General features: G+C 62.1%; 19 protein-coding genes, 1 tRNA gene and 1 pseudogene. 14 read left to right on the forward strand and 7 right to left on the reverse strand.

Going from position 1 to position 21,923, the window contains the following annotated elements:
* Nucleotides 1-112 precede the first annotated feature (112 nt).
* The 3 genes and pseudogenes from H9529_RS01260 (at nt 113) to cysE (ending at nt 5,441) form a co-directional block, all read left to right on the forward strand.
* Nucleotides 113-3,986: pseudogene (locus tag H9529_RS01260) on the forward strand (baseplate multidomain protein megatron).
* Nucleotides 3,986-4,279 carry a DUF7742 family protein gene (locus tag H9529_RS01265; RefSeq protein ID WP_092885785.1) on the forward strand — a complete coding sequence of 98 codons (294 nt, stop codon included), beginning with the start codon at nt 3,986-3,988 and terminating at the stop codon, nt 4,277-4,279. The pseudogene H9529_RS01260 and the gene H9529_RS01265 overlap by 1 nt, the downstream one beginning before the upstream one ends.
* Before the next feature lie 352 nt (nt 4,280-4,631).
* Complete coding sequence (cysE, locus tag H9529_RS01270) at nt 4,632-5,441, forward strand: serine O-acetyltransferase (RefSeq protein WP_092885787.1); 810 nt, start codon at nt 4,632-4,634, stop codon at nt 5,439-5,441.
* 208 nt (nt 5,442-5,649) lie between these two features.
* Here cysE and H9529_RS01275 read toward each other — a convergent pair whose 3' ends face one another.
* The 5 genes from H9529_RS01275 to H9529_RS01295 form a co-directional block, all read right to left on the reverse strand.
* Nucleotides 5,650-6,966, reverse strand: a complete 1,317-nt coding sequence (locus H9529_RS01275) for a pyruvate dehydrogenase complex dihydrolipoamide acetyltransferase (RefSeq protein ID WP_092885789.1) — start codon at nt 6,964-6,966, stop codon at nt 5,650-5,652.
* Between the two features lie 12 nt (nt 6,967-6,978).
* Complete coding sequence (locus H9529_RS01280) at nt 6,979-8,361, reverse strand: pyruvate dehydrogenase complex E1 component subunit beta (RefSeq protein ID WP_092885791.1); 1,383 nt, start codon at nt 8,359-8,361, stop codon at nt 6,979-6,981.
* 14 nt (nt 8,362-8,375) lie between these two features.
* The gene (pdhA, locus tag H9529_RS01285; protein WP_092885793.1) at nt 8,376-9,365 is read right to left on the reverse strand and encodes a pyruvate dehydrogenase (acetyl-transferring) E1 component subunit alpha; all 990 of its coding nucleotides are present in this window, start codon (nt 9,363-9,365) and stop codon (nt 8,376-8,378) included.
* 170 nt (nt 9,366-9,535) lie between these two features.
* Entirely contained in the window at nt 9,536-9,832 is a 297-nt protein-coding gene (locus H9529_RS01290; protein ID WP_092885795.1) for an FtsB family cell division protein, read from the reverse strand.
* A 209-nt stretch (nt 9,833-10,041) separates the two neighbouring features.
* Nucleotides 10,042-10,257, reverse strand: a complete 216-nt coding sequence (locus H9529_RS01295; protein ID WP_092886276.1) for a hypothetical protein — start codon at nt 10,255-10,257, stop codon at nt 10,042-10,044.
* A 414-nt stretch (nt 10,258-10,671) separates the two neighbouring features.
* On the opposite strand from H9529_RS01295, the gene H9529_RS01300 reads away from it, so the two are divergent.
* A complete protein-coding gene (locus tag H9529_RS01300; RefSeq protein WP_092885797.1) occupies nt 10,672-10,932 on the forward strand; it encodes a DUF2312 domain-containing protein in 261 nt (86 codons plus the stop codon).
* Between the two features lie 186 nt (nt 10,933-11,118).
* Here the strand turns inward: H9529_RS01300 and H9529_RS01305 are convergent, their stop codons facing one another.
* Nucleotides 11,119-11,997 carry a hypothetical protein gene (locus tag H9529_RS01305; RefSeq protein ID WP_092885798.1) on the reverse strand — a complete coding sequence of 293 codons (879 nt, stop codon included), beginning with the start codon at nt 11,995-11,997 and terminating at the stop codon, nt 11,119-11,121.
* Nucleotides 11,998-12,209: 212 nt separating this feature from the next.
* On the opposite strand from H9529_RS01305, the gene H9529_RS01310 reads away from it, so the two are divergent.
* Nucleotides 12,210-12,285: transfer RNA gene (locus H9529_RS01310), tRNA-Thr, on the forward strand.
* 40 nt (nt 12,286-12,325) lie between these two features.
* Here H9529_RS01310 and H9529_RS01315 read toward each other — a convergent pair.
* Nucleotides 12,326-13,333, reverse strand: coding sequence for a LacI family DNA-binding transcriptional regulator (locus H9529_RS01315; RefSeq protein WP_092885800.1), 1,008 nt, complete (start codon nt 13,331-13,333; stop codon nt 12,326-12,328).
* A 103-nt stretch (nt 13,334-13,436) separates the two neighbouring features.
* Here H9529_RS01315 and H9529_RS01320 point away from each other — a divergent pair, with 103 nt between their 5' ends.
* From H9529_RS01320 to H9529_RS01360, 9 genes are all read left to right on the forward strand, one after another.
* Nucleotides 13,437-14,414 (forward strand): tripartite tricarboxylate transporter substrate binding protein, encoded by a 978-nt coding sequence (locus tag H9529_RS01320; RefSeq protein ID WP_223814259.1) that lies wholly within the window; start codon nt 13,437-13,439, stop codon nt 14,412-14,414.
* 70 nt (nt 14,415-14,484) lie between these two features.
* Nucleotides 14,485-14,937, forward strand: coding sequence for a tripartite tricarboxylate transporter TctB family protein (locus tag H9529_RS01325; protein WP_092885802.1), 453 nt, complete (start codon nt 14,485-14,487; stop codon nt 14,935-14,937).
* A 13-nt stretch (nt 14,938-14,950) separates the two neighbouring features.
* Nucleotides 14,951-16,447, forward strand: coding sequence for a tripartite tricarboxylate transporter permease (locus H9529_RS01330; protein WP_092885804.1), 1,497 nt, complete (start codon nt 14,951-14,953; stop codon nt 16,445-16,447).
* A 140-nt stretch (nt 16,448-16,587) separates the two neighbouring features.
* Nucleotides 16,588-17,304 (forward strand): alpha/beta fold hydrolase, encoded by a 717-nt coding sequence (locus tag H9529_RS01335; RefSeq protein ID WP_218132092.1) that lies wholly within the window; start codon nt 16,588-16,590, stop codon nt 17,302-17,304.
* A complete protein-coding gene (gene ltnD, locus H9529_RS01340; protein WP_092885808.1) occupies nt 17,301-18,215 on the forward strand; it encodes an L-threonate dehydrogenase in 915 nt (304 codons plus the stop codon). Before H9529_RS01335 ends, ltnD begins: the two co-directional genes overlap by 4 nt.
* Nucleotides 18,212-19,453 carry a 3-oxo-tetronate kinase gene (otnK, locus tag H9529_RS01345; protein WP_092885810.1) on the forward strand — a complete coding sequence of 414 codons (1,242 nt, stop codon included), beginning with the start codon at nt 18,212-18,214 and terminating at the stop codon, nt 19,451-19,453. The genes ltnD and otnK overlap by 4 nt, the downstream gene beginning before the upstream one ends.
* Nucleotides 19,450-20,103 carry a 3-oxo-tetronate 4-phosphate decarboxylase gene (otnC, locus tag H9529_RS01350; RefSeq protein WP_092885812.1) on the forward strand — a complete coding sequence of 218 codons (654 nt, stop codon included), beginning with the start codon at nt 19,450-19,452 and terminating at the stop codon, nt 20,101-20,103. Before otnK ends, otnC begins: the two co-directional genes overlap by 4 nt.
* Nucleotides 20,103-20,873: a TIM barrel protein gene (locus H9529_RS01355; RefSeq protein WP_223814342.1), complete on the forward strand. Its 771-nt coding sequence runs from the start codon at nt 20,103-20,105 to the stop codon at nt 20,871-20,873. The genes otnC and H9529_RS01355 overlap by 1 nt, the downstream gene beginning before the upstream one ends.
* Complete coding sequence (locus H9529_RS01360; RefSeq protein ID WP_092885816.1) at nt 20,866-21,690, forward strand: sulfite exporter TauE/SafE family protein; 825 nt, start codon at nt 20,866-20,868, stop codon at nt 21,688-21,690. The genes H9529_RS01355 and H9529_RS01360 overlap by 8 nt, the downstream gene beginning before the upstream one ends.
* Nucleotides 21,691-21,923 lie beyond the last annotated feature (233 nt).

Below are 21,923 nucleotides of genomic sequence, written 5' to 3' on the forward strand. Positions count from 1 at the left end.
GGGACCCGTGCCTTTTGCGCTGTTGACGCACCGCGCGGGGGCGTGAGTGGTGGCACACCCGGACACAGCACGCGGGGCAAAGCGTGCGATTTCAATCTGATGAGGTAGGTCGATGGCAACTTTGGTTCTTTCAGCGGTGGGCGCGGCACTCGGCTCGGGTTTTGGCGGTGCTGCGTTCGGGCTGTCGGGCATGGTGATTGGCCGGGCCGTGGGCGCGACGCTGGGCCGGGTCATCGACCAACGGCTGATGGGTTTGGGGTCGGAGGTGGTTGAACAGGGGCGACTGGACCGGCTGCGGCTGACCGGCGCCAGCGAGGGCGCGCCCGTGCCGCAGGTCTGGGGCCGCATTCGTGTGGGCGGGCATGTCATCTGGGCCACGCAGTTTCTGGAAACCGTCAGCCGACGCGGTGGCGGGGGTAAGGGGCTGGGCAGCCAGCCGAAAGTGGATGAATACAGCTACTCGATCTCGCTTGCCATTGCGCTGTGCGAAGGCCCGATTGCCGGGATCGGCCGGATCTGGGCGGATGGGGTCGAGGTTGCGCCCGCTGACCTGAACCTGCGGGTCTATACCGGCAGCGCCGACCAGTTGCCCGACCCAAAGATCGCCGCCGTGCAGGGGCTGGATGCGGCGCCCGCCTATCGCGGCATCGCTTATGTAGTGTTCGAGGATCTGGCGCTGGGGGCTTTTGGCAACCGCGTGCCGCAATTCAGCTTTGAGGTGTTGCGCGCCGCCGATGCGCCGGGCGAGGTGCCGCTGCGTGCGGTCGCGCTGATGCCCGGGACCGGGGAATACGCGCTGGCCACCGATCCCGTGCATCTGGACGCGGGGCTGGGCGCGGTGACGGTGCTGAACATGGCGACCCCCTTGGGGGTCAGTAATCTGGAAGCGTCGGTCGATGCGTTGCAGGTGGAGCTGCCAGCGGTGCGGTCGGTCCTGCTGATCGTCTCGTGGTTTGGCGATGACCTTCGTGCCGGGCAATGCAGCGTGGCGCCAATGGTCGAGGATGCTGCGGCAGAGCCTGCGGCGATGCCCTGGCGCGTCAGCGGGATCGACCGGGCCGGGGCCGGGGTGCTGGCGCAGTTGGAAGGGCGTTCGGTCTATGGCGGCACCGCCTGCCGATGCCTCGGTCATGCAGTCGATTGCGCTGATGCGCGCGCGCGGGCTGGGTGTGGTGTTCTATCCGTTCTTGCTCATGCGGCAACTGGCTTCCAATGGGCTGCCCGATCCGTGGTCAGACGCCGCAGATCAGCCCGTTTTGCCGTGGCGTGGCCGGATCACCACGGTGAAAGCGCCGGGGCAGCCGGGGTCGACCGATGGCGCGGCAGAAGCCGAGGCCGAAGTGGCCGCGTTCTTCGGTACCGTGGCGCCCGGAGATTTCGCTATTGTGGATGGTGCGGTGGTGTATTCCGGGCCGGCCGAGACATCATACCGCCGGTTTATCTTGCATTATGCGTGGCTGTGTCACGCGGCGGGCGGGGTCGATGCGTTCTGCATCGGGTCCGAAATGCGCGGGCTGACGCAGATCCGGGGCCCTGGCAACAGTTTTCCCGCCGTGGCTGCGTTGCGCGTGCTGGCGGCGGACGTGCGCGTGATCCTTGGTTCGGCGTGCAAGCTGACCTATGCCGCCGACTGGTCGGAATATTTCGGCTATGTCGATGCAGACGGCAACCGCTGGTTCCATCTGGATCCGTTGTGGGCGGATGAGAATATCGACTTCATCGGGATCGACAACTACATGCCGCTCTCGGACTGGCGCGATGGCGACGCGCATGCCGATGCGGGCGCGGGGTCGATCCATGACCTAGACTATTTGCGTGCCAATGTCGCGGGGGGGGAGGGCTATGACTGGTACTATCCGACCGAGGCCGACCGCGCCGCGCAGAACCGTGTGCCGATCACGGATGGCGCGCATGATGAGCCGTGGGTCTGGCGCTACAAGGACATCCTGAACTGGTGGTCCAACCCGCATCATGCGCGGGTAGACGGGGTGCGCGCGGCACAGCCGACCGAATGGGCGCCACGCTCCAAGCCCGTGTGGTTCACCGAATTGGGCTGCGCAGCGGTCGACAAGGGCACCAACCAGCCCAACAAGTTCCTTGATCCCAAGTCGTCGGAAAGCAGCCTGCCGTATTTCTCGACCGGGGCGCGGGATGATCTGATCCAGATGCAATACCTGCGGGCGATGCATTCCTACTGGGCTGATCCAGAGGCCAACCCCGTGTCGGAAGTCTATGGCGGGCCGATGGTGGATATGACCCGTGCCCATGTCTGGGCCTGGGATGCGCGACCTTTTCCATGGTTTCCCAACGACTTGTCGCGCTGGAGCGATGGTGAGAACTGGACGCAGGGCCATTGGATCACCGGGCGGACGCTGCATCAGCCGCTGGCGCTGGTGGTGGCCGAGGTCTGCCGCCGCGCAGGTATTGCGGCATACGATGTCAGCGGGTTGCAGGGGCTCGTGCGGGGCTACGCCGTCCCGTCGACCTCAAGCCCGCGGGCGGTGTTGCAACCACTGATGCTGGGGCATGGGTTTGATGCGGTGGAGCGTGGTGGTACGCTGGTATTTCGCATGCGCGATGGCCGGGCGGGCGGCACGGTGGAGGCGGGCGCGCTGGTTGCACGCGACGGTGGGGCGCTGGAACTGACCCGCGCACCGCAGGCTGAGGTCGCGGGAAGGGTGCGTCTGGGCTACATTGCCGCTGAAGGCGATTATGAGGCCCGCGCGGCCGAGGCGATCTTCCCCGATGAGGCAACGACCACGGTAACCCAATCCGAACTGCCGATGGTGCTGACCGTGCCGCAGGCACAGGGCATCGCGGAACGCTGGCTGGCTGAGGCGCGGGTGGCGCGGGATACCGCTCGGTTTGGTCTGCCGCCCTCTAGCCCCTACCGCGTCGGAGATGTGGTGGCGCTGGGCGCGGCGCGCTACCGTCTGGACCGGGTGGCGCTGGGCGCGGCGGCGCAGGTCGAGGGCGTGCGCGTGGAATCCGGCGTTTATCAGCGGCGCGACCGTGCGGGACTGCGCCCCGAGCTACGCCCGTTTGCCGTGCCGGTGCCGGTGCTGCCGGTGTTTCTGGACCTGCCGCTGTTGCGCGGCACCGAGGTGGCGCATGCGCCGCATCTGGCGGTGACGGGCAGCCCCTGGCCCGGGGTGGTCGCGGTCTACGACAGCGCGCTGGACGACGGCTTCGCGCTGAACACGCTGATCAATGCGCGCGCCATTATCGGCGCTACGCAGACCCCCTTGGCGCGCGCACGGCCGGGCCTGTGGGACCGGGGGCCAGCGCTGCGGGTGCGCGTTGCGGGCGGCGATCTGGCGGCTGTGCGCGAAGCTGAGGTGCTGGGCGGCGCCAATGCCATGGCGATCGGCGACGGACACGTGTGGGAGGTGTTCCAATTTGCGGATGCCGTGCTGATCGCACCGGGGGTCTATGATTTGTCGCTGCGGTTGCGCGGGCAAGCGGGCACGGATGGGGTGATGCCCGACGTCTGGCCGGTTGGGTCGCAGGTGGTCTTGCTGGATGACGCGGTGCAGCAACTGACACTGCCGCTGTCAGCGCGGGGGCTGGCGCGCACTTGGCGCGTCGGGCCAGCGCAGCGCGGCTTTGACGACCCGTCCTATGTCGTGCAAACGCAGGCGTTTGACGGCGTGGGGCTGCGGCCCTATGCGCCGGTGCATCTGCGCGTGGCCGAGGTTGCGGGGGATCTGACGGTCACCTGGGTGCGCCGGACCCGCGTGGATGGCGACAGTTGGGCAGGCTATGAGGTGCCGCTGGCAGAGGGGCGTGAGGCTTATCTGCTGCGCGTCATCGCGGATGATGCGGTGGTGCGCAGCACAGAAGTCGGCGCGCCGGGCTGGACCTACTCGGTGGCGATGCAGGCCGCAGATGGGGTTGCGGGGTCCTTCACAATTGCGGTGGCGCAGTTATCGGATGCCTTTGGTCCGGGGCCGTTCCGAAATGTGAGCGTCGAGGCAGGTGCGTGATGCGCCAGATCACGCATGGCGATGTGACGAGTGCGGCGCGGGTATTGTTGCGGCTGCCCGCGCCGGACCGCGCGCAGGCGCTGGCTGATATGCTGGCGGCGGCGCATGTGGCCGATTGCCACCGCAAGACGACTGGGCGGGTGCATCAACACCTTGGCAATGGCACGCTGATGGCAGTGGCATTGGCGCGGGGCCCGGGGCCCGAGCCCTTTGCCGGTGATCCCACCTATCTGGCGGTACTGGCACAGGTGATCGAGGGGGTGATCGGCTGGCGCGCATCGCGGTCGGGGTGAGGGCAGGGCGTGAGGTCGCGCCGAGGCGGGGCGGTCCGCATTTTTCTGGCTCGGTTGGCTTTGCGCCCTTCGGGCCCTGCTGGCTTTGCGCCCTTCGGGCACTGCTGGCTTTGCGCCCTTCGGGCCCTGCTGGCTTTGCGCCCTTCGGGCGCGGGTACTTCATCGCCCAACCGATCCTTTGGGTGGCCTCTCTGCGCGGCGCCTGGCAACGCATCGTGTCTGGCGTCGTGTGCCCTGACCCCTTTGTCTGATCCCCGTGTGTCGGTCTGGGGCGGGTTTCTGCCGGGTTCCCCTTTGACTGTCGCTGCGGTATGCTTATATCGCAGCGACGACCACTGGACGGGGCAGGGCGATGATTGAACACCACGCGAGACTGGCGCAGCTGGACCCGGTATGGAGCCGCATCCGCGCCGAGGCGCACGAGGCGGTGCAGCGCGAGCCGCTGCTGGGCGGCATGATCCATTCGTCGATCCTGCACCATACCTCGATCGAGCAGGCACTGGCCTATCGCTTTTCGCTCAAGCTGGCCTCGCCCGAGATGAGCGAGCAGATCCTGCGCGAGATTGCCGATACTGCCTACAGCGACGATTCCGACCTTGGTATCGCCGCGCGCGCCGATCTGGTGGCGACGTATGAGCGTGATCCGGCCTGCACCCGGTTCATGAAACCCCTGATGTTCTTCAAGGGCTATCAGGCGGTACAGGCCTACCGGATCGCGAATTGGCTGCACCGGCGCGGGCGGACGGATTTCGCGTCTTTCGTGCAGATGCGGGTGTCGGAATGCTTTGGCGTCGATATTCATCCCGGTGCGCGGATCGGCAAAGGCATCATGATCGACCATGCCCATTCGATTGTCATCGGTGAGACGGCCGTGGTGGGCGACAATGTGTCGATGTTGCATTCGGTGACACTGGGCGGGACCGGCAAGGAAGATGGCGACCGCCACCCCAAGATCGGCGCGGGGGTGCTGATCGGGGCGGGGGCGAAGGTGCTGGGCAATATTACGGTCGGATCATGTTCGCGCATCGCGGCCGGGTCGGTGGTGCTGCAAGACGTGCCGCCCAAGAGCACGGTCGCGGGCGTGCCCGCCCGGATCGTCGGCGAGGCGGGCTGCGCGCAGCCGTCGATCACGATGGACCAGTTGCTGCGCGGCGAGATGTAATCTTTATCTGACGGAGGCGGCTGAAGCCGCCACGGCTTTTTTCCCGATCCAGCCTGCGGCCGGATCGGGCGGCTTTGGCGCTTCAAGGGGTGTTGGCCAGGGTCCTGAACGGTTGGCGTTGCTGGTCGCGTGCGCCTTCTAATATTCGGATACAAAACGCAAAAGGCCGGGCGTTGGCCCGGCCTTTTGGTCTGAGTGGCGTTGACCGTCAGGCCAGCATGGTCATGGGATTTTCAAGGTAGGCTACGACTTCCTTCAGGAATTCCGCCCCCAGAGCGCCATCGATGACGCGGTGATCGACTGAAAGTGTCATTGACATCACGGTGGCCACCGTCAGTTCACCATCCTTGCCAACGACGGGCTTTTTCAGCCCGGCACCGACCGCGAGGATGGAGCCATGCGGCGGGTTGATGACGGCGTCGAAATTCTCGATCCCGAACATACCCAGGTTGGAGATGGCCATGGAGCCGCCGGTATATTCCTGCGGTGCCAGTTTCTTGGTGCGCGCGCGGCCTGCCATGTCCTTCATCTGCGCCGAGAGGGCTGAGAGGGATTTGAGATGCGCGTCTTTCAAGACGGGGGTGAACAGCCCGCCTTCGACAGCCACAGCAACAGCCACGTCCGAGGGTTTCAGCCGCAGGATGCGGTCCCCGGCCCACACGGCGTTGCAATCGGGCACGGCCTGCAACGCCATGGCGCAGGCCTTGATGATGAAGTCATTGACCGACAGCTTGACGCCGCGCCCTTCGAGCTGGGCGTTGAGTTGGGCGCGGAACTTCATCAGCGCATCGAGCTGCACGTCGCGGCGCAGATAGAAATGCGGGATGGTCTGTTTGGCCTCGGTAAGGCGGGCGGCAACCGTTCTGCGCATCCCGTCGAGTTTGATTTCCTCGAACTCGCGGCCTTCATACATGCGGGCGACGGCATCGGCGGTGGGGCCGCTGGCCGGGGCTGCGGCCTTGGCGGGGGCCGCAGCTTCCGAAGCGGCGGCGGGTGCGGCCTTGGCGGGGGCGGCGGTTGCACCTTCGACATCGGCGCGCACGATGCGGCCACGCGGGCCACTGCCGGTAATGGCCGCCAGGTCCAGCCCTTTGTCCGCCGCGATGCGCCGCGCCAGGGGCGAGGCGAAGATGCGTGTCCCGTCGCTGGCTGCCGGTGCCGCGGGCGCGGTGGCCTTGCCGCCGTCGTCCTGCGCAGGTTTCTGCGGCGCCGCCTGTTCTTGTGGCGCGGGTGCTGGCTTTGCCTTGGGCGCTTCGGCCTTGCCGATATCGTCCGCGCTTTCGCCTTCTTCCAGCAGAACGGCGATCGGGGTGTTGACCTTCACCCCTTCGGTGCCTTCGGCAATCAAGATCTTGCCGATGGTGCCTTCATCCACGGCCTCGAATTCCATCGTGGCCTTATCCGTCTCGATCTCGGCCAGAATGTCACCGGAGTTGACGGTATCGCCTTCCTTCACCAGCCATTTGGCCAGCGTACCCTCTTCCATCGTGGGGGAGAGGGCGGGCATCAGGATTTCTGTGGGCATGTCGCGCGCTCCTTACCGATAGGTGACTTTTTTGACAGCGGCGATGACCTCATCGGTTGTCACCAGCGCCAGTTTTTCAAGGTTGGCGGCATAGGGCATCGGCACATCCTTACCGGTGCAGTTGATGACTGGCGCGTCGAGATAATCGAACGCTTCCTGCATCACCACCGAGGAGATGTAGCTGCCGACAGACCCTTGCGGGAAGCCTTCCTCGACCGTGACCAGACGGTTGGTCTTCATCACCGATTTGAGGATCGCGCCGGTATCCATCGGGCGCAGGGTGCGCAGGTCGATCACCTCGGCGCTGATGCCGTCTTCGGCCAGCTTTTCGGCGGCGTCCAGCGCATAGGTCATGCCGATACCGAAGCTGACGATGGTGACATCGCTGCCCTCGCGCCAGATCTTGGCCTTGCCGAAGGGCACGGTGAAATCATCCATATCGGGCACGTCAAAACTGCGCCCGTAAAGGATTTCGTTTTCCAGGAAGATTACCGGATTGTTGTCGCGGATCGCGGTTTTCAGCAAGCCCTTGGCATCGGCGGCGCTGTAGGGTGCCACGACTTTCAGCCCGGGGATTTGCATGTACCAAGCGGCGTAGCATTGGCTGTGCTGTGCGCCGACGCGGGCCGCAGCGCCGTTGGGGCCGCGAAACACCATGGGCGCGCCCATCTGACCGCCAGACATATAAAGCGTCTTGGCGGCCGAGTTGATGATGTGGTCGATCGCTTGCATCGAGAAGTTGAACGTCATGAATTCGACGATGGGCCGCAGCCCGCCAAAGGCTGCGCCGACACCGATCCCGGCAAAGCCGTGTTCGGTGATCGGCGTATCGATCACGCGACGAGGGCCGAACTCGGCCAGCAGGCCCTGCGTGATCTTGTAGGCGCCTTCATATTCGGCGACTTCCTCGCCCATCACGAACACTTCGTCCGTGGTGCGCATTTCCTCGGCCATGGCGTCGCGCAGGGCCTCGCGCACGGTCTGGGTTTTCATCTTCGTGCCTTCGGGCCAGTCGGGGCTGGTATCGGTCTCGGGCGCGGTGGGGGCCGGCGCGGTCGCGGCGGCTGCCGGGGCGGCGGGACGCCCTTCGCTGCCGCTGAGGTCGGCGGGCGCGGCGGTCTGCGCCTGCGTGGGCGTTGCATCCGCGCTTTCGCCTTCTTCGAGCAGCACGGCGATGGCCGTGTTGACCTTCACGCCCTCGGTGCCTTCAGCGATCAGGATCTTGCCGATGGTGCCTTCATCCACGGCCTCGAATTCCATCGTGGCCTTGTCGGTCTCGATCTCGGCCAGGATGTCGCCAGAGGACACGGTATCCCCCTCCTTCACCAGCCATTTCGAAAGTGTGCCTTCCTCCATCGTCGGAGAGAGGGCGGGCATAAGAATTTCAGTTGCCATTGTCTATCATCCCCTCAGGCGTAAATGTCGGTCCACAGCTCATCGAGCGCGGGTTCCGGGCTTTCCTTGGCGAAGTCGGCCGAGGCGTTCACGACCGCCTTGATGTCCTTGTCGATGGCTTTCAGGTCATCCTCGGTCGCGTGTTTCCCCGTGAGGAGCAGTTCGCGGACATGTTCGATCGCGTCACGTTCGTCGCGCATCTTCTGCACCTCGTCGCGGGTGCGGTACTTGGCGGGGTCCGACATCGAGTGACCGCGGTAGCGGTAGGTCATCACTTCCAGGATGTACGGGCCTTTGCCCGCACGGCAATGCGCCACGGCTTTTTCACCGGCCGCCTTCACCGCCAGCACGTCCATGCCGTCAACTGCTTCGCCCGCGATGCCGTAAGATGCGCCGCGCTGCCAAAGGCTGGGCGATTTGGTGGAACGCTGCACGCTGGTCCCCATGGCGTACTTGTTGTTTTCGATGACGAAGACCACCGGCAGGTCCCACAGCATCGCCATGTTATAGGTCTCATAGACCTGACCCTGGTTGGCTGCGCCGTCGCCGAAGTAAGCAAAGGTCACGTTGTCATTGCCTTTGTACTTGTCGGCGAATGCCAGCCCCGCGCCGATGGGCACCTGTGCGCCCACGATGCCATGGCCGCCGTAGAAATGTTTCTCCTTGGAGAACATGTGCATGGAGCCGCCCTTGCCCTTGGAGTATCCCCCCTCGCGGCCCGTCAGCTCGGCCATAACCCCGTTGGGGTCCATCCCGCACGCCAGCATGTGCCCGTGGTCGCGGTAGGAGGTGACGCGTTTGTCGCCTTCCTTCGCAGTAGCCTCAAGGCCTACAACGACAGCTTCCTGCCCGATGTAAAGATGACAGAAGCCGCCGATCAGCCCCATGCCATACAATTGGCCTGCCTTTTCCTCGAATCGCCGGATCAGCAGCATATCGTGGTAATAGGCCAGAAGTTCGTCTTTGGATGTGTTTGACTTTTCAGCGGATTTTCGCGTTGCCATACGTCAGCCCCCTAACGGTGCAATTAATAGTTCAGCATTAAACTATCTACTACCGCAATCCGCGCCGGGTTGCGAGTATTTTTCGCGTAGCCTGTCCGCACGGTCGGAAATTGCTGAATAATTCCTGAACGCGGCGGCGGTAGCGGCGGCATCGGAAAGGGCAGCGGTGGTCAGCGCAGGATGATTTCATCCGCGCGCATCAGGCCCAGTGTCTGGCGCGCCTGTTCGTCCAGCAGGTCTAGATCCAGATAGCTGTCCGACAGCCGGACTGTGCGGTTGGTGATGACCGCCAACTCGGCGCGCAAGGCATCGCGCTGGGTGCGCAGGGTCGCGGCTTCCGCATCGATCTGGATGCGGTTGAACACGCCGTATTCGCCCTGCACGGCGGCAAAGATGAAATAGCTTGCCAGCACGATGGCCAGCGAAAAGAAGATGGCAGGCCCGAAGGCCGGAGTTTTCGGAGACATTGCGCGCCCTCAGATCGGCCTCGTACTGGCCGTTGTACCGGCCCTTATGCTGGGCCTTGAGAAGATACTATGCCACATGCCGCGTGCCTTGGGAATCCCCTGTGCGCGGGGGCTCGGCAACTTCGGCGTCCTGAGATATTTGTGATCGCGTCAGGGCACTGAGGTCAGCAGTATGGGGCTGGCATGTCCGCGCAGGCCCACAGGCGCGCTCAGCGCAGGAAGATGCCCAGCACCACCATCATCAGCCCGAGGGTTGAGACAACCAGCGCGCCAAGGTTCATCGCCATCGCTTTTTGCAGCTTGGCCCGCAGCGCCGCGTCATCCATCCCGGCGCGCCGCGCGCGCAGCGCGAACACCACGCACCAGATCAGCCCTGCGACGCCCAGTAGCGAGACGAACGCGCCCGACCAGATCAGCCATTCCATGGCTTGGGAAGAATTTGACATGCGCGCCTCGTAGCTTGGCCCGCCCTTTGGTCGCCGCCAGAAACGGGCGGGCTGGGCATGGGCCGGATGATTATAGTACCCCGCAATACTGCACCACTTGGTGGCTGGCAAGTCAGGGCCGGGGGGTGCGCAGCGTCCGGCGGGCCGCAGGGCCATGGCGCCGCCAGGCCAAGCCGCCGGCGGCCCCAAAGCGACGGTGGCGCAGAATTGCGCCCATGCCGGTGCCAGACCGCTTGCAGCCTCCCGGCACCCCCGGTAAAGCTGCGCCCAGTCGAAGGCCGCGCCCACAGCGGGGCGGCCGGGCGACCCAGATATCAACACGCGCCGCCGCCGTCGGTTCAGCGCGAATGACAACCGGCGCGGGCGGCCGCCCCCCAGCAGGAGAGACGTTTCATGAATGATGTGGTCAGCGACGCCGCGTACAGTGTCACCGCCGAGGAACTGCGCCAGTTCATCGAACGGTACGAGCATCTGGAAGCCGAAAAGAAGGACATCACCGAGCAGCAAAAAGAGGTGATGGCCGAGGCAAAGGGCCGGGGGTATGATACTAAGGTGATCCGCAAGGTGATTGCCCTGCGTAAACGCACTGCCGATGACATCGCCGAGGAAGAAGCCGTCCTGGAGATGTACAAGGCCGCGTTGGGCATGGGGTAAGGGCCTGACGGGCGCGGCGCTTTCCGCGATCCGCCCGAGAGTGGCAATGGTCAAGCGTTTTGGCTGAAACAGTTTGCCGCCGGGAAGAGGGGCAGAACCCTTTTCAGCAGCGTGTCACCGCATCAAGGGCACGCGAAAACATCGTTTAAGCGCGTGTCGTGTTCATGCGCTGCGGCGTGGTGCGAATTAGGGGGTGATCAGGGTGACGCCGTCGATCTCGGCGATCTGGTCGATATCCTGTTCATAAAGCTCGGTCAGCGCGTCCATCGTGTCTTCGGTCCACCCGATCAGGGCAGGGGTGGCGCTTACCTCCTCTGCCATGAACTTGTCGAGGAACGCGGCGACGATGCGTCGGCGCTGTTCCTCGGTCTCGGGCGGATGGCTGGACAGCCAGGACATCATCTTCTGCAGGCCTTCTTCGCGCATGACGGGTTTGAACCAGTCATAGGTATGGCCCAGCCGTATACCTTCGCTGTGCCCGCTGACGGCGCGCAGGATCTCCGGCCAGATGAAGGGGGTGTCTTCATCGCACCACAGGGTAATCGGCGCTCCCGGGCATGCCTTGCGTATCATCGCCACCGTGTCGGACCAGCGCAGCTGTGACGGATCGAGCGTCTGCAACAGCGTCTGAAACGCGTCTTCGCCGACGGTCTGCGCCAGCGCGGGCAGCAATGTCGCCGGGTTGCGCACCGCCATGTGAAATTCGACCTTAGCCGAGGGGAAAAGGTTCATCAGTTGCGGACAACGCTCAGCGGCGGAGGGGTATAGATGATCGCGGTTCAGCGACCAGCGGGGCTGCGCCAGGAAGCTGTCCGATGACAACACCAACCGACGCGCAGCGGCACCGTCCAGGAGCTGGTCGTAGAGCGCCTGTTCGGCCTGCGGTGCGGCGGGCGCGCCGTCCAACTCGACGAGCGTATTGCGCAACAACGCCCTGTATTTTCCCGGCCCGGGGACTGCGATATCTTCTCTCGACAGGACATCTCGGTTCTTGATGAGGCAGCGTAGCAAACGCTCCTCATCGGTCATGTGCACGCCCAAATGGAAAATGATCTTCATGTCCATGCCGTCTTGCCTTTGCAGCGTCACTGTATGCAACCATTTGATAGTTAATCAATGCGGCGGAATAGTGTTGATTCAGGGCTGATTACACGGCGCTTGGTGACGGTGACAGGGGTTATGATGGTGTTTGATGCAAAAACTTGGTGCGATGCCCGCGTCAGGGCGCGGTTGGATATTGAGCAGCGCCGCGATCCGAAGTATCACGCAAATACGTTGCCGGTTTAGCTCAGTTGGTAGAGCAGTGGTTTTGTAAACCGAAGGTCGGGGGTTCGAGTCCCTCAACCGGCACCATTTTCCAGGGTAATCTTGGGTGAAAACACCAGTTATTTCCTCAGGTTGTGTCACGCGCGCGGAGGATGAAACCTAGATCAACTATGGATTGCCGGGCTTCATGCGAACTGCGATCAATGAGTGCCTGGGCTGCCGCCTCGCCCATCTTGCCACGCGGAGTTTGAATCGTCGTAAGTTGCTGAGGCATCGCGTCGATGAAGTCGATTCCGTTGAAGCCCGCCAGTGCAAGTTGTCCTGGCACTTCAATCCCAGAAACCATGCAGTGCAGCAAACCACCCACCGCAAGATCGTCGTTCGCAAAAAACAATGCATCCAACCTTGCTGAATCCGCAAGAATTTGGGCGCAGGCCGCGCGGCCGACACTTATGGACGACGCTTCGGGCGCGATGAGGCGTGCGACAAGTGGCGTGTCACGCTCATTGAGCCGTTCTTCAAACGACAGCCGTCGTTTAAGCGATCGCGATGGTGCTTCGCCCCAAGCGCCGATGTAGCCAATGCGCCGATACCCCCTGTCCACCAGATGATCCGCCATGGCCCGCGCAGCGTCGTGCTGCGAAATGCCGATGGCTGTGTCGATGGGGGTGCCGTCGATATCCATGATTTCAATCACAGGAATATTCGCATTCTCCAGCATGCGGCGGCTGCCATCCGAATGTTCCAACCCCGCCAGGATGATGCCCGATGGCGACCATGACAACAGGTCGCGAATGATCCGCTCCTCTCGGTCACTGTCGTAATGTGTCAGTCCCAGTACGGGGCGGCGGCTGGACAGGAACAAGATGCGATCAATCCCGTCCACAACTTCTGGAAAGACGTTGTTGCTCATGGAGGGCACAACAACGGCAACCAAACCTGATGTCTGAGACTTCAGCCCGCCGGCCAGCCGGTTTGGCGTATAACCCAGTTCCCGTGCCGCCGCTTCGACCCGTGCGCGCAACTTTATCGAGATATTGGGCGCGTTCCTCATCACACGCGAGACCGAAATCTCGCTCACGCCGCTTTGACGCGCGACATCACGCAATGTGGGCCGTTGGCTCATGACGGTCATGTCCTTCTGATCAGCACGACAAATTCAAAATTGACAACGCAAACAATTAAATTGACAGCGTTACCAATTTAGATAGTTTAACGGTGCAATCAGGGAGGATGCAATGCAATCAAAACGTTTCTCGGCACAGATGTTCGCGGCTACTGTCGCCATTGTCACAGGTGCCAACTTTGTCGCCACAGGTGTCCATGCCGCCGATTTCCCCGAAAGACCGATCAACCTGATCGTGCCCTTCAATGCGGGCGGTGGGACGGATTTGCTGGTCCGGGGGTTTGCGCCCCATTTCGCGGAAGCTGTCGGGGGGCCTGCCTATACGTCCAACATGGCGGGCGGTGCAGGGACGGTCGCGGCATCGGCGCTGGCTGGGCAAGTCTCTGATGGTCATCAGCTTGGCTATTTCTCTATCACCATTGCAACCGTTCAGCCGCAGATCAGCGACGTGCCCTATGACATCGACAGTTGGACGCCGATCTGTGCGGTTGCAGCGTCGCCCACGATGTTCTTCGTCGCTGCAAACAGCCCCTTCACGTCGATGGAAAACGTGATCGAGGCGGTGCGCGACAATCCGGGGCAATACCTGTACGGCTCTTCCGGGCCGGGGGCGATTACGCACCTGTCCATGGTCGCCGCGTTCGAGGGGCTTGGTCTGGGCGACAACGTCCGCCATCTGCCGTTTCAGGGATCAGGCCCCGCGATGCAGGGTATGGCCGCCGGAACGATCCAGTTTTTTGGTGACACGGAATTGCTGATGCAGGGGGGCGATCTGCGCCCGCTGATGGTCTTTAACTCGGAGCGTCTGGAGGCCTATCCTGACGTGCCGACCGCGCGAGAAGTCGGTGTGCAGGCACCGTTGGACGAATTGTACCTTTGGGGCGGGTTGTTTGCCCCGGCAGGTCTGGACGCGGGCGTGCGCGGCCATTTGTCCAATGCGTGCGAGGTCGCGGCAAACTCTGATGGTTTCATGGAATTTGCTGACCGTACGGGCACGGTCCTGAAATACATGAATGCCGAGGAGTTCGACACCTTCTACCGCGAAGCCTATACCGCCGCGCGTACCTTGATTGATGCATCGGGCCTTTGATTAGCCTGTGCGGGCGGGCGCCCTCTGGGAGGCCCGCCCCTTCATCTGTTCTTCAAAGAGAAGCAATGCAATGACCACAGTTTTCGAGCGCGCTGCGGTTGCGCTGGCCCTGTTCCTGACCGCTGCGGCCATGATGGCCAGCATCGGCTGGTCCGATGCAAGTGGGATGCAGCCCGCGTTTTCGCCCGAGTTTTTTCCGCGGATCATTTTGTCAGTTCTGCTGGTTCTGACCGCTGCTGGCTTTGTTGCCGAATGTATCAGGAAAGGTGGCACAAGCGCGGTTGAGTTGGTGCACACGGCGGTCCTGACCGTCGCTTTGCTAGTTTTTGCATGGGCGATGATGCGTTTTGGGTTCTTTCTGACTGCGGTGAGTTTTTCGGTCATCGTGCTGTGGATGCTTGGTCTGCGCAATCCACTGGTGATCGCGCTTTATGCGCTGGCGGTTCCCGGCGCGCTGGTCGGGCTGTTCAACCATGTGCTGATCATGCCGCTTCCGACATCTCCGTTTACTTACCTTTTCTAGAAAGGGCGCCGATATGCTTCCGGTCCTTGGCGATTCATTGCAGCTTCTGTTTAGTGTGGAAGCAATCCTGACCCTGTTGCTTGGGACCATGTTGGGCATTGTGTTGGGCGCGTTGCCTGGCATCGGCTCAACCGTCGCGGTGGCGATCATCTTGCCGTTCACATTGGGAATGTCACAAGCGCCCGCAGTGCTGTTGCTGTTGGCGGTTTACGCGGGTTCGGTCTACGGCGGTTCGATCTCGGCGATCTTGATCAATACGCCGGGCACGCCGCAATCTGCGGCGACCACTTTTGACGGCTATCCCATGGCGCTGCGCGGCGAGGCGGGGCGCGCCTTGGGTTGGGCCACGGTTTCGTCGGTTGTCGGGGGACTGGTCTCGGTTGTTCTGCTCATCGTCGCGGCACCGCAGCTTGCTGCGCTTGCACTCAATTTTGGTCCCATTGAGACATTTGGCCTTTTGCTTTTGGGGCTGACCTGCATCGTTGCGGTTTCATCCGGTGATATGATCAAGGGCTTGATTGCGGGCGTTCTGGGGCTTTTCCTTGCGACAGTTGGCGGCGACCCCATTACCGGCGCGGCGCGTTTTACCTTTGGTGATTTCCGGTTGATCGCGGGCTTTGATCTGTTGGCGATTGTCATTGGTGTGTTTGCGTTGTCAGAAGTGCTGCTGCGCGTATCGCAAAAGCTATCGACCACGCCGGAGTTTGTGTCCTTCCGGGGCATTGTTCTGCCCAAGCTTGGCGAATGGAAGGGGCGCATCAAGGGGTTGTGCAAGTCGGTGGCTTTGGGGTGCGGGATCGGGATCTTGCCTGGAACAGGTGCGGCAACGGCGGCCTTTGTGTCCTATGCCGAGGCCCGACGCTCATCGCCGCGTTCGGCAGAATTCGGCAAAGGTGAACCCGACGGTATTATCGCGTCAGAGGCTGCGAACAACGCGGTTACGGGCGGCGCGTTGGTGCCTACGATGGCCCTGGGCATCCCCGGTGATGCCGTGACAGCGGTGATGCTTGCGACGCTGACATTGCACGGCGTCACACCCGGTGTGCGCCTGATGCAAGACAATCCCACGCTGATTGGCGCGATCTTTGGCGGGTTGTTCATTATTAACCTGCTTTTACTGCCGCTGGGCATGATCGCCAGCGCGTTGGCGGCACCGCTATTGCGGATGCGCGAGGCCTTCATGCTGACCGCGATTACGTTGCTTTGCTTTGTCGGGGTTTACTTCGTGCGGGGGAATCCGTTCGATTTGTGGGTGATGGTTGCGGCGGGTATTCTTGGGTTCATCCTGCGGCGTCAGGGGTATCCGATGGCCCCGTTGGTGATCGGCATGGTCCTTGGCCCCACCTTGGAAATGAGCCTGCGTCAGGGCCTTATCATCACGAATGGCAGCTTCGGCGCCTTCTTTGCCAGCCCGATTGCCGGGACGCTGATCGTGATTTCGACCTTGACGCTGTTCTGGCCGTTGATCAGCTTCGCGCGCAATTGGCTGGCGCAGCGGAAAGCAGCATGAGCGTGGTGCATTCAGCCCATGTGACGGAACGCCGGGTGCAGACGGCGCGAATCGGCCTGCATATGCGACGGGCGGGGCAGGGACCCTGTGTGCTGTATCTGGGCGGGTCAAATTTCGATATGCGGCTGCGGTGTGCGGTTATGCAATCTGCGCTGCCTGCCCAGTTCGACGTTGTGACGTACGAGCCTCGGGGCCTTGGGCGTTCCGACGCGCCTCCTGGCTTGTGGAGCATGCGCGACTACGCTGATGACGCCGTAAGCCTCTTGGATACGTTACAAATCCCGCAAGCACTGGTTCTGGGAGAATCGTTTGGCGGGATGACCGCATTGCATCTTGCAGCATACCATCCAGACCGGTTGCGGGGCCTTGCAGTCATGGCCGCAACCGCAGGTGGTGCAGCAGGGCGTTCTTATCCGATCGAGGAATGGCTCAACCTGGATGCCGAAGCGACAGCTTTGGCGGCCTTGAAGGTGCAAGATCAACGCTTTCGCCAGCTTTTGCGGACGGACCCAGCGGCAGCGGCTGCAAGGTTGGCACAGCGCATTGCCATGGAGACCGCGTTTCGTGCCTGTCCCGCAAATGCCGCTGGATATCCACGTCTGTTGCAGGCCCGCGCAGGCCATGATGCCGTGCCGGTTTTACCGCAGATTTCCTGCCCCACGATCGTGATGGCCGGGCGGCATGACAACCAAGCTTCGTTTGCAGCAGTGAAATGGCTTTCCGACCATCTGCCAAAGGCGGAGTTCTGGGTCTTTGATGGGGGGCACGGCTTTGGCTTTGCAACGCCCGACCCAATGGCCCGTCTCATTGCGGCATGGACTGCCGCGCCCTATTCTGATCAGGAGAATTGCGAATGACGCAGCGCCCGTGTACTGGTATTTTTGGCCTTGGCTCTATGGGCTATGGCATGGCGCAATCCTTGTTGCGCGCGGGTCACGACGTGGTGGCGTTTGACATTGCGTCCGACCCCGTTGCCCGCATCATCGCCGAAGGCGCGGTTAGCGGCGCTCTTGACACCTTGGTGCCGACGCTTGATTGCGCCGTTGTCGTGGTGCTGAACGCAGCGCAAACTGAAGCGGTGATCATGGGTTCGCCGCAGACGCCGGGGCTGATTGGCCAGATGCGTAAAGGTAGCACGATTGTTGCCTGCGCGACCGTCGCCCCGGATGAAGCACGCAGGCTTGCCGACATTGTGACAAATGCGGGCCTGAACTACCTTGACGCGCCGATTTCGGGCGGGGCGGTCAAGGCTGCTGCAGGCAAGTTGTCGATTATGGCTTCCGGGTCAGAGGCCGCATTCACCGGCGCGCGCCCCGTGCTTGATGCAATGGCAGAAGTTGTGTTCGAAATGGGCGCAGAGCCCGGGCAAGGTTCTGCCATCAAGGCCGTCAACCAGATGCTGGTCGGGATCCAGATCGCGGCCATGGCCGAAGCCATGACCTTTGGCCTGTCGCAGGGCATATCAACCGCCCGAACCTATGAAGTGATCACGCGTTGCGCTGGCAACTCCTGGGCGTTTGAGAACAGGGGCCAGCATGTTGTAGACGGAAATTACGCGCCTGCCTCGGCCATTGATATTTGGCCAAAAGATTTGGGTATCGTGCTGGATGCTGCGCGGAGCGCGCGTTTCTCTGCCCCTCTTACGGCTACTGCGCTGCAGCAATTTCTTGCTGCATCCGGTTCAGGGCTTGGGCGCGAGGATGATGCGGCGGTTGCAAAAGTATATGCGCGCAATGCGGGTTTGGCCCTGCCCGGAGATCCTGCATGATTGTCGGTGCGATTGGGGATGATTTTACGGGATCCTCGGATTTGGGGTTGATGCTTTCGGCTGGTGGCATGCGCACGGTGCAATATGTCGGCGTTCCCGAAGAGGCCGCGGCGCATGATGTAGACGCCGGCATTGTTGCGCTCAAGACCCGCTCGGTTCCGGTGGCGGAAGCGGTTGCCCAATCACGCGCTGCGCTGCGCTGGCTGAAGGCGCAAGGCGCGCGAACGATCCTGTTCAAGTATTGCTCGACCTTTGATTCAACGCGTGAAGGAAATATCGGACCGGTGATCGACGCATTGCGCGCCGAACTGGGGGACAAGGGGGCGGTGATCGTTTGCCCCGCCTTCCCGGCGACCGGTCGACGCGTGTTCATGGGACATCTGTTCGTGAATGACCGACTGCTGAGTGAAAGCGGCATGGAAAACCACCCGCTGACGCCAATGACAGACCCCGATATCCGACGATGGCTGGGGTATCAGACGGCGTGTGGTGTGGGGCATTTGTCGCTTTCGGCACTCCGTTCGGGCAAAGGAGATGCAACGCTCGCGGCTGAAGCCGCAGCGGGGCGCCCGCTTGTTGTTTGTGATGCAATCGAAGATTCCGATTTGTTTGCCCTCGGTGCGCTGGCTGCAAATGTGAACCTGATTACGGGAGGTTCGGGTATCGCGTTGGGCATACCGCAAACCCTGGGGTTTTCAGCCGCCACAGCCCCGGCGTGGCGTGGTGAAGCGGCGCGCCCGGCGCTTTGCCTGTCTGGCTCATGCTCAGCGATGACGCGCCGTCAGATCGAGGCGCATCGCATCGCGGGCGGCGCGCAACGCCTACTGAACGTTGAAGACGTTGTTGAGGGGCGCACGGATTTTGACGCACTGATCGAATGGGCTTCGAAGGCATCAGGATTACCGCTGATCTATTCCAGCGACGATCCCGCGCAGGTGCTTGCGTGGCAACAACGCTATGGCACCGGGCGTGTAGCATCAGCGGTCGAGGATGCTTTTGGCACCCTTGCGCGACTGGCCGTTGCGGCAGGCATCGGACGTCTGATCAGCGCGGGCGGAGAGACTTCGGGCGCTGTGGTTGGCGCGCTCGGCATCGACACGCTGGAGATTGGTCCCGCCATTGACCCTGGCGTTCCGGCATTGCGCGCCACTGGCCGTGATCTGGTCATCGCCCTGAAATCGGGGAATTTTGGGGCGCAGGATTTCTTTTACAAGGCGGCAAAGGTTTTGGCAGCATGAGTGATAGCAAAAGCCACATCGCTCATGCGCTGTGTGCGCAGTCGGCGTCCCTGTTTCAGCGCGGATTGACCGGGGGCAGCAGCGGGAACATTTCGGCACGGTTGGGAGATGGGCGTTTCCTTGTTACCCCTACGGGTATGTCGCTTGGTGCACTGGCCCCGGATGATCTGTCGGTGCTGGCGGCGGATGGGACGCATATCGACGGGCCTGCACCAACCAAGGAATGGCCCTTGCATGACGCATTTTACGCCACGAGGGTGCAAACTGGTGCGGTGGTTCACTTGCATTCGACCTACGCCACGGCGTTGTCTGTCTTGGCTGATGTTGATGCAGGCAATGTGCTGACGCCGATTACACCCTATGCGATCATGCGGCTGGGCAAGGTTGCGTTGCTGCCCTTCTTCTTGCCGGGGGATGCCGCGATGGGTGACGCTGTGCGCGCACTGGCGGGTAAGCATGCCGCCGTCCTTTTGGCAAATCATGGACCCGTGGTTTCCTCTCCGACGCTTGCGGCGGCAGTCGACGCTATGGAAGAGTTTGAGGAAGCCGCCAAACTGCTTGTGCTGACCAATGGCATGAAGCGCAGGCTATTAACGGGTGCGCAGGTTGTGGCCTTGGTTGCGCGGTATAATGTGGAGTGGGATACATGATGCGGCTGCCGCGTTTCTCCGCAAACATCGGTTTTTTGTGGAAAGAACTGTCATTTCCAGACCGGCTACGCGCCGCTGCCGCAGCAGGGTTTGATGCGGTCGAATTTCATGATGAGGCGCAATCCAGCGATCTGGGGCAGATCAGCGACATCCTGGCGGAAACCGGTCTGCCAGTTTGCGGGTTGAATGTGCGTATGGGCGAAACCGCTGGTTGCGCCGCGATTTCAGGCCACGAAACTCGGGCGCGTCGCGATGTCGATGCTGCACTGAAAACTGCCCAAGCTCTCAGGGCAAAGGCCGTTCATGTGCTGGCCGGGCGAACTGGCGCAGACGGGGATCGCGCGGCGTACATCAAGGTGCTACGACATGCATTGGACAATGGCGACAGGATGATCCTGATCGAGCCGATCTGTCGGGCGGCGATAGACGACTACTTCTTGCATGATATTGGCATGGCAGCTGAAATCGTTCAGGAAATTGGAAGCCCGCGCCTGAAAATCATGTTTGATTGCTTTCATGTTGAGATGGAAACCGGGCCTGCGGGGGCGATGTTCCAGAAATACGCCAACCATGTCGGCCATGTTCAGATTGCATCGGTGCCTGGACGCAATGAACCGGGTGTTGAGGACCGTTTGGACCTGCCCTTGCTCCTGAGGCAGATGCAGGCCGCCGGATACGTCGGTGCATTTGGCTGCGAATATCGGCCGCGCACCAGTGTTGAGAGCGGATTAGGGTGGCGCGAATCGTTCCGGGGCGCGTGGAATGCCTGAGCTTTCTTTGTTCGAAATCATACCACTGGTTCTTGCACTTGCCGCGACGGGGGCGGTTGCGGGGATCTTGTCTGGCTTGCTGGGCGTGGGCGGCGGGATCGTCGTGGTGCCCGTATTGTTTTGGGTATTTGCGGTCCTCGGCTATCCTGCAGATCTGGGGATGCAGGTGGCGGTTGGCACGTCGCTGGTAACCGTCGCGCTGACAGCATTCACAGCGGCCCGGTCGCATCACAAGCGGGGCTCGGTCGACATGAAGATCGTGCGCAGATGGGCGCCGTGGATGGCGCTTGGTGCACTTTGTGGCGGGACAGTTGCTGGTCTCGTCAAAGGTGATTTTCTGTTGGTGGTGTTTGGGTCGGTTGCTCTGTTGGTTGCGTGGAACATGGCACTGCCGCGTACCCGGTTACTGGCGGAAAGCCTGCCTTTGCGAACAGGGGCTCAACCTCTTATGGCTGGTGGGGTAGGGTTCGTTTCGTCGATGATGGGGATTGGATCGGGCACATTGGGCGTACCGCTTTTGACGGCGTTTTCAGTTCCGGTCCATCGCGCCGTCGGCACCGCCGCCGCGCTGGGCCTGGTTATCGGTGTGCCGGGTGCCCTTGCCATGGTGATTACAGGTCTTGGTGTTGATGGCAGGCCGCAGTTTTCGGTGGGATACATCAACCTGATAGCCGTTTTGTTGATCATGCCCCTTTCAATTCTGTTCGCGCCCTTGGGGACGCGGCTTGCGCATGCGCTAGAGCCTGTCTGGATCAAGCGTGCATTTGCTTTGTTCTTGTGTTTGACAGCAATCCGCATGTTGTCCGGCGCTATTTGACATGCAGGGGCATTGATGATGTGAACGCCCCTGTTCTTATGATTTTTTCGGAATTGTGCTTTGATCGGTGCGATTGTGCACAGCACAAACGACAATCCCACCCGGCGCTTACGCCTGCTTGCACATCTGCGCTGCATTGCGCGCTGAAGATGGATTTACAGGTCGGGAGGATGCGGAGGCTTTCCGCTTCCGCGCCCATGGATAGGAAAACAGGAGCCATTCGTCGCGCCTGA

The sequence above is a fragment of the Roseicitreum antarcticum genome (assembly GCF_014681765.1).
GTDB classification, from domain to species: domain Bacteria; phylum Pseudomonadota; class Alphaproteobacteria; order Rhodobacterales; family Rhodobacteraceae; genus Roseicitreum; species Roseicitreum antarcticum.

Coding starts and splice junctions, on each gene's coding strand:
- H9529_RS01280 (WP_092885791.1), bottom strand. CDS start 8,361: ATGGCAACTGAAATTCTTATGCCCGCCCTCTCTCCGACGATGGAGGAA.
- cysE (WP_092885787.1), top strand. CDS start 4,632: ATGATTGAACACCACGCGAGACTGGCGCAGCTGGACCCGGTATGGAGC.
- H9529_RS01275 (WP_092885789.1), bottom strand. CDS start 6,966: ATGCCCACAGAAATCCTGATGCCCGCCCTCTCCCCCACGATGGAAGAG.
- H9529_RS01265 (WP_092885785.1), top strand. CDS start 3,986: ATGCGCCAGATCACGCATGGCGATGTGACGAGTGCGGCGCGGGTATTG.
- pdhA (WP_092885793.1), bottom strand. CDS start 9,365: ATGGCAACGCGAAAATCCGCTGAAAAGTCAAACACATCCAAAGACGAA.
- H9529_RS01305 (WP_092885798.1), bottom strand. CDS start 11,997: ATGGACATGAAGATCATTTTCCATTTGGGCGTGCACATGACCGATGAG.
- H9529_RS01295 (WP_092886276.1), bottom strand. CDS start 10,257: ATGGAATGGCTGATCTGGTCGGGCGCGTTCGTCTCGCTACTGGGCGTC.
- H9529_RS01290 (WP_092885795.1), bottom strand. CDS start 9,832: ATGTCTCCGAAAACTCCGGCCTTCGGGCCTGCCATCTTCTTTTCGCTG.
- otnK (WP_092885810.1), top strand. CDS start 18,212: ATGATTGTCGGTGCGATTGGGGATGATTTTACGGGATCCTCGGATTTG.
- H9529_RS01330 (WP_092885804.1), top strand. CDS start 14,951: ATGCTTCCGGTCCTTGGCGATTCATTGCAGCTTCTGTTTAGTGTGGAA.
- otnC (WP_092885812.1), top strand. CDS start 19,450: ATGAGTGATAGCAAAAGCCACATCGCTCATGCGCTGTGTGCGCAGTCG.
- H9529_RS01355 (WP_223814342.1), top strand. CDS start 20,103: ATGCGGCTGCCGCGTTTCTCCGCAAACATCGGTTTTTTGTGGAAAGAA.
- H9529_RS01335 (WP_218132092.1), top strand. CDS start 16,588: ATGCAATCTGCGCTGCCTGCCCAGTTCGACGTTGTGACGTACGAGCCT.
- H9529_RS01325 (WP_092885802.1), top strand. CDS start 14,485: ATGACCACAGTTTTCGAGCGCGCTGCGGTTGCGCTGGCCCTGTTCCTG.
- H9529_RS01360 (WP_092885816.1), top strand. CDS start 20,866: ATGCCTGAGCTTTCTTTGTTCGAAATCATACCACTGGTTCTTGCACTT.
- ltnD (WP_092885808.1), top strand. CDS start 17,301: ATGACGCAGCGCCCGTGTACTGGTATTTTTGGCCTTGGCTCTATGGGC.
- H9529_RS01320 (WP_223814259.1), top strand. CDS start 13,437: ATGCAATCAAAACGTTTCTCGGCACAGATGTTCGCGGCTACTGTCGCC.
- H9529_RS01315 (WP_092885800.1), bottom strand. CDS start 13,333: ATGACCGTCATGAGCCAACGGCCCACATTGCGTGATGTCGCGCGTCAA.
- H9529_RS01300 (WP_092885797.1), top strand. CDS start 10,672: ATGAATGATGTGGTCAGCGACGCCGCGTACAGTGTCACCGCCGAGGAA.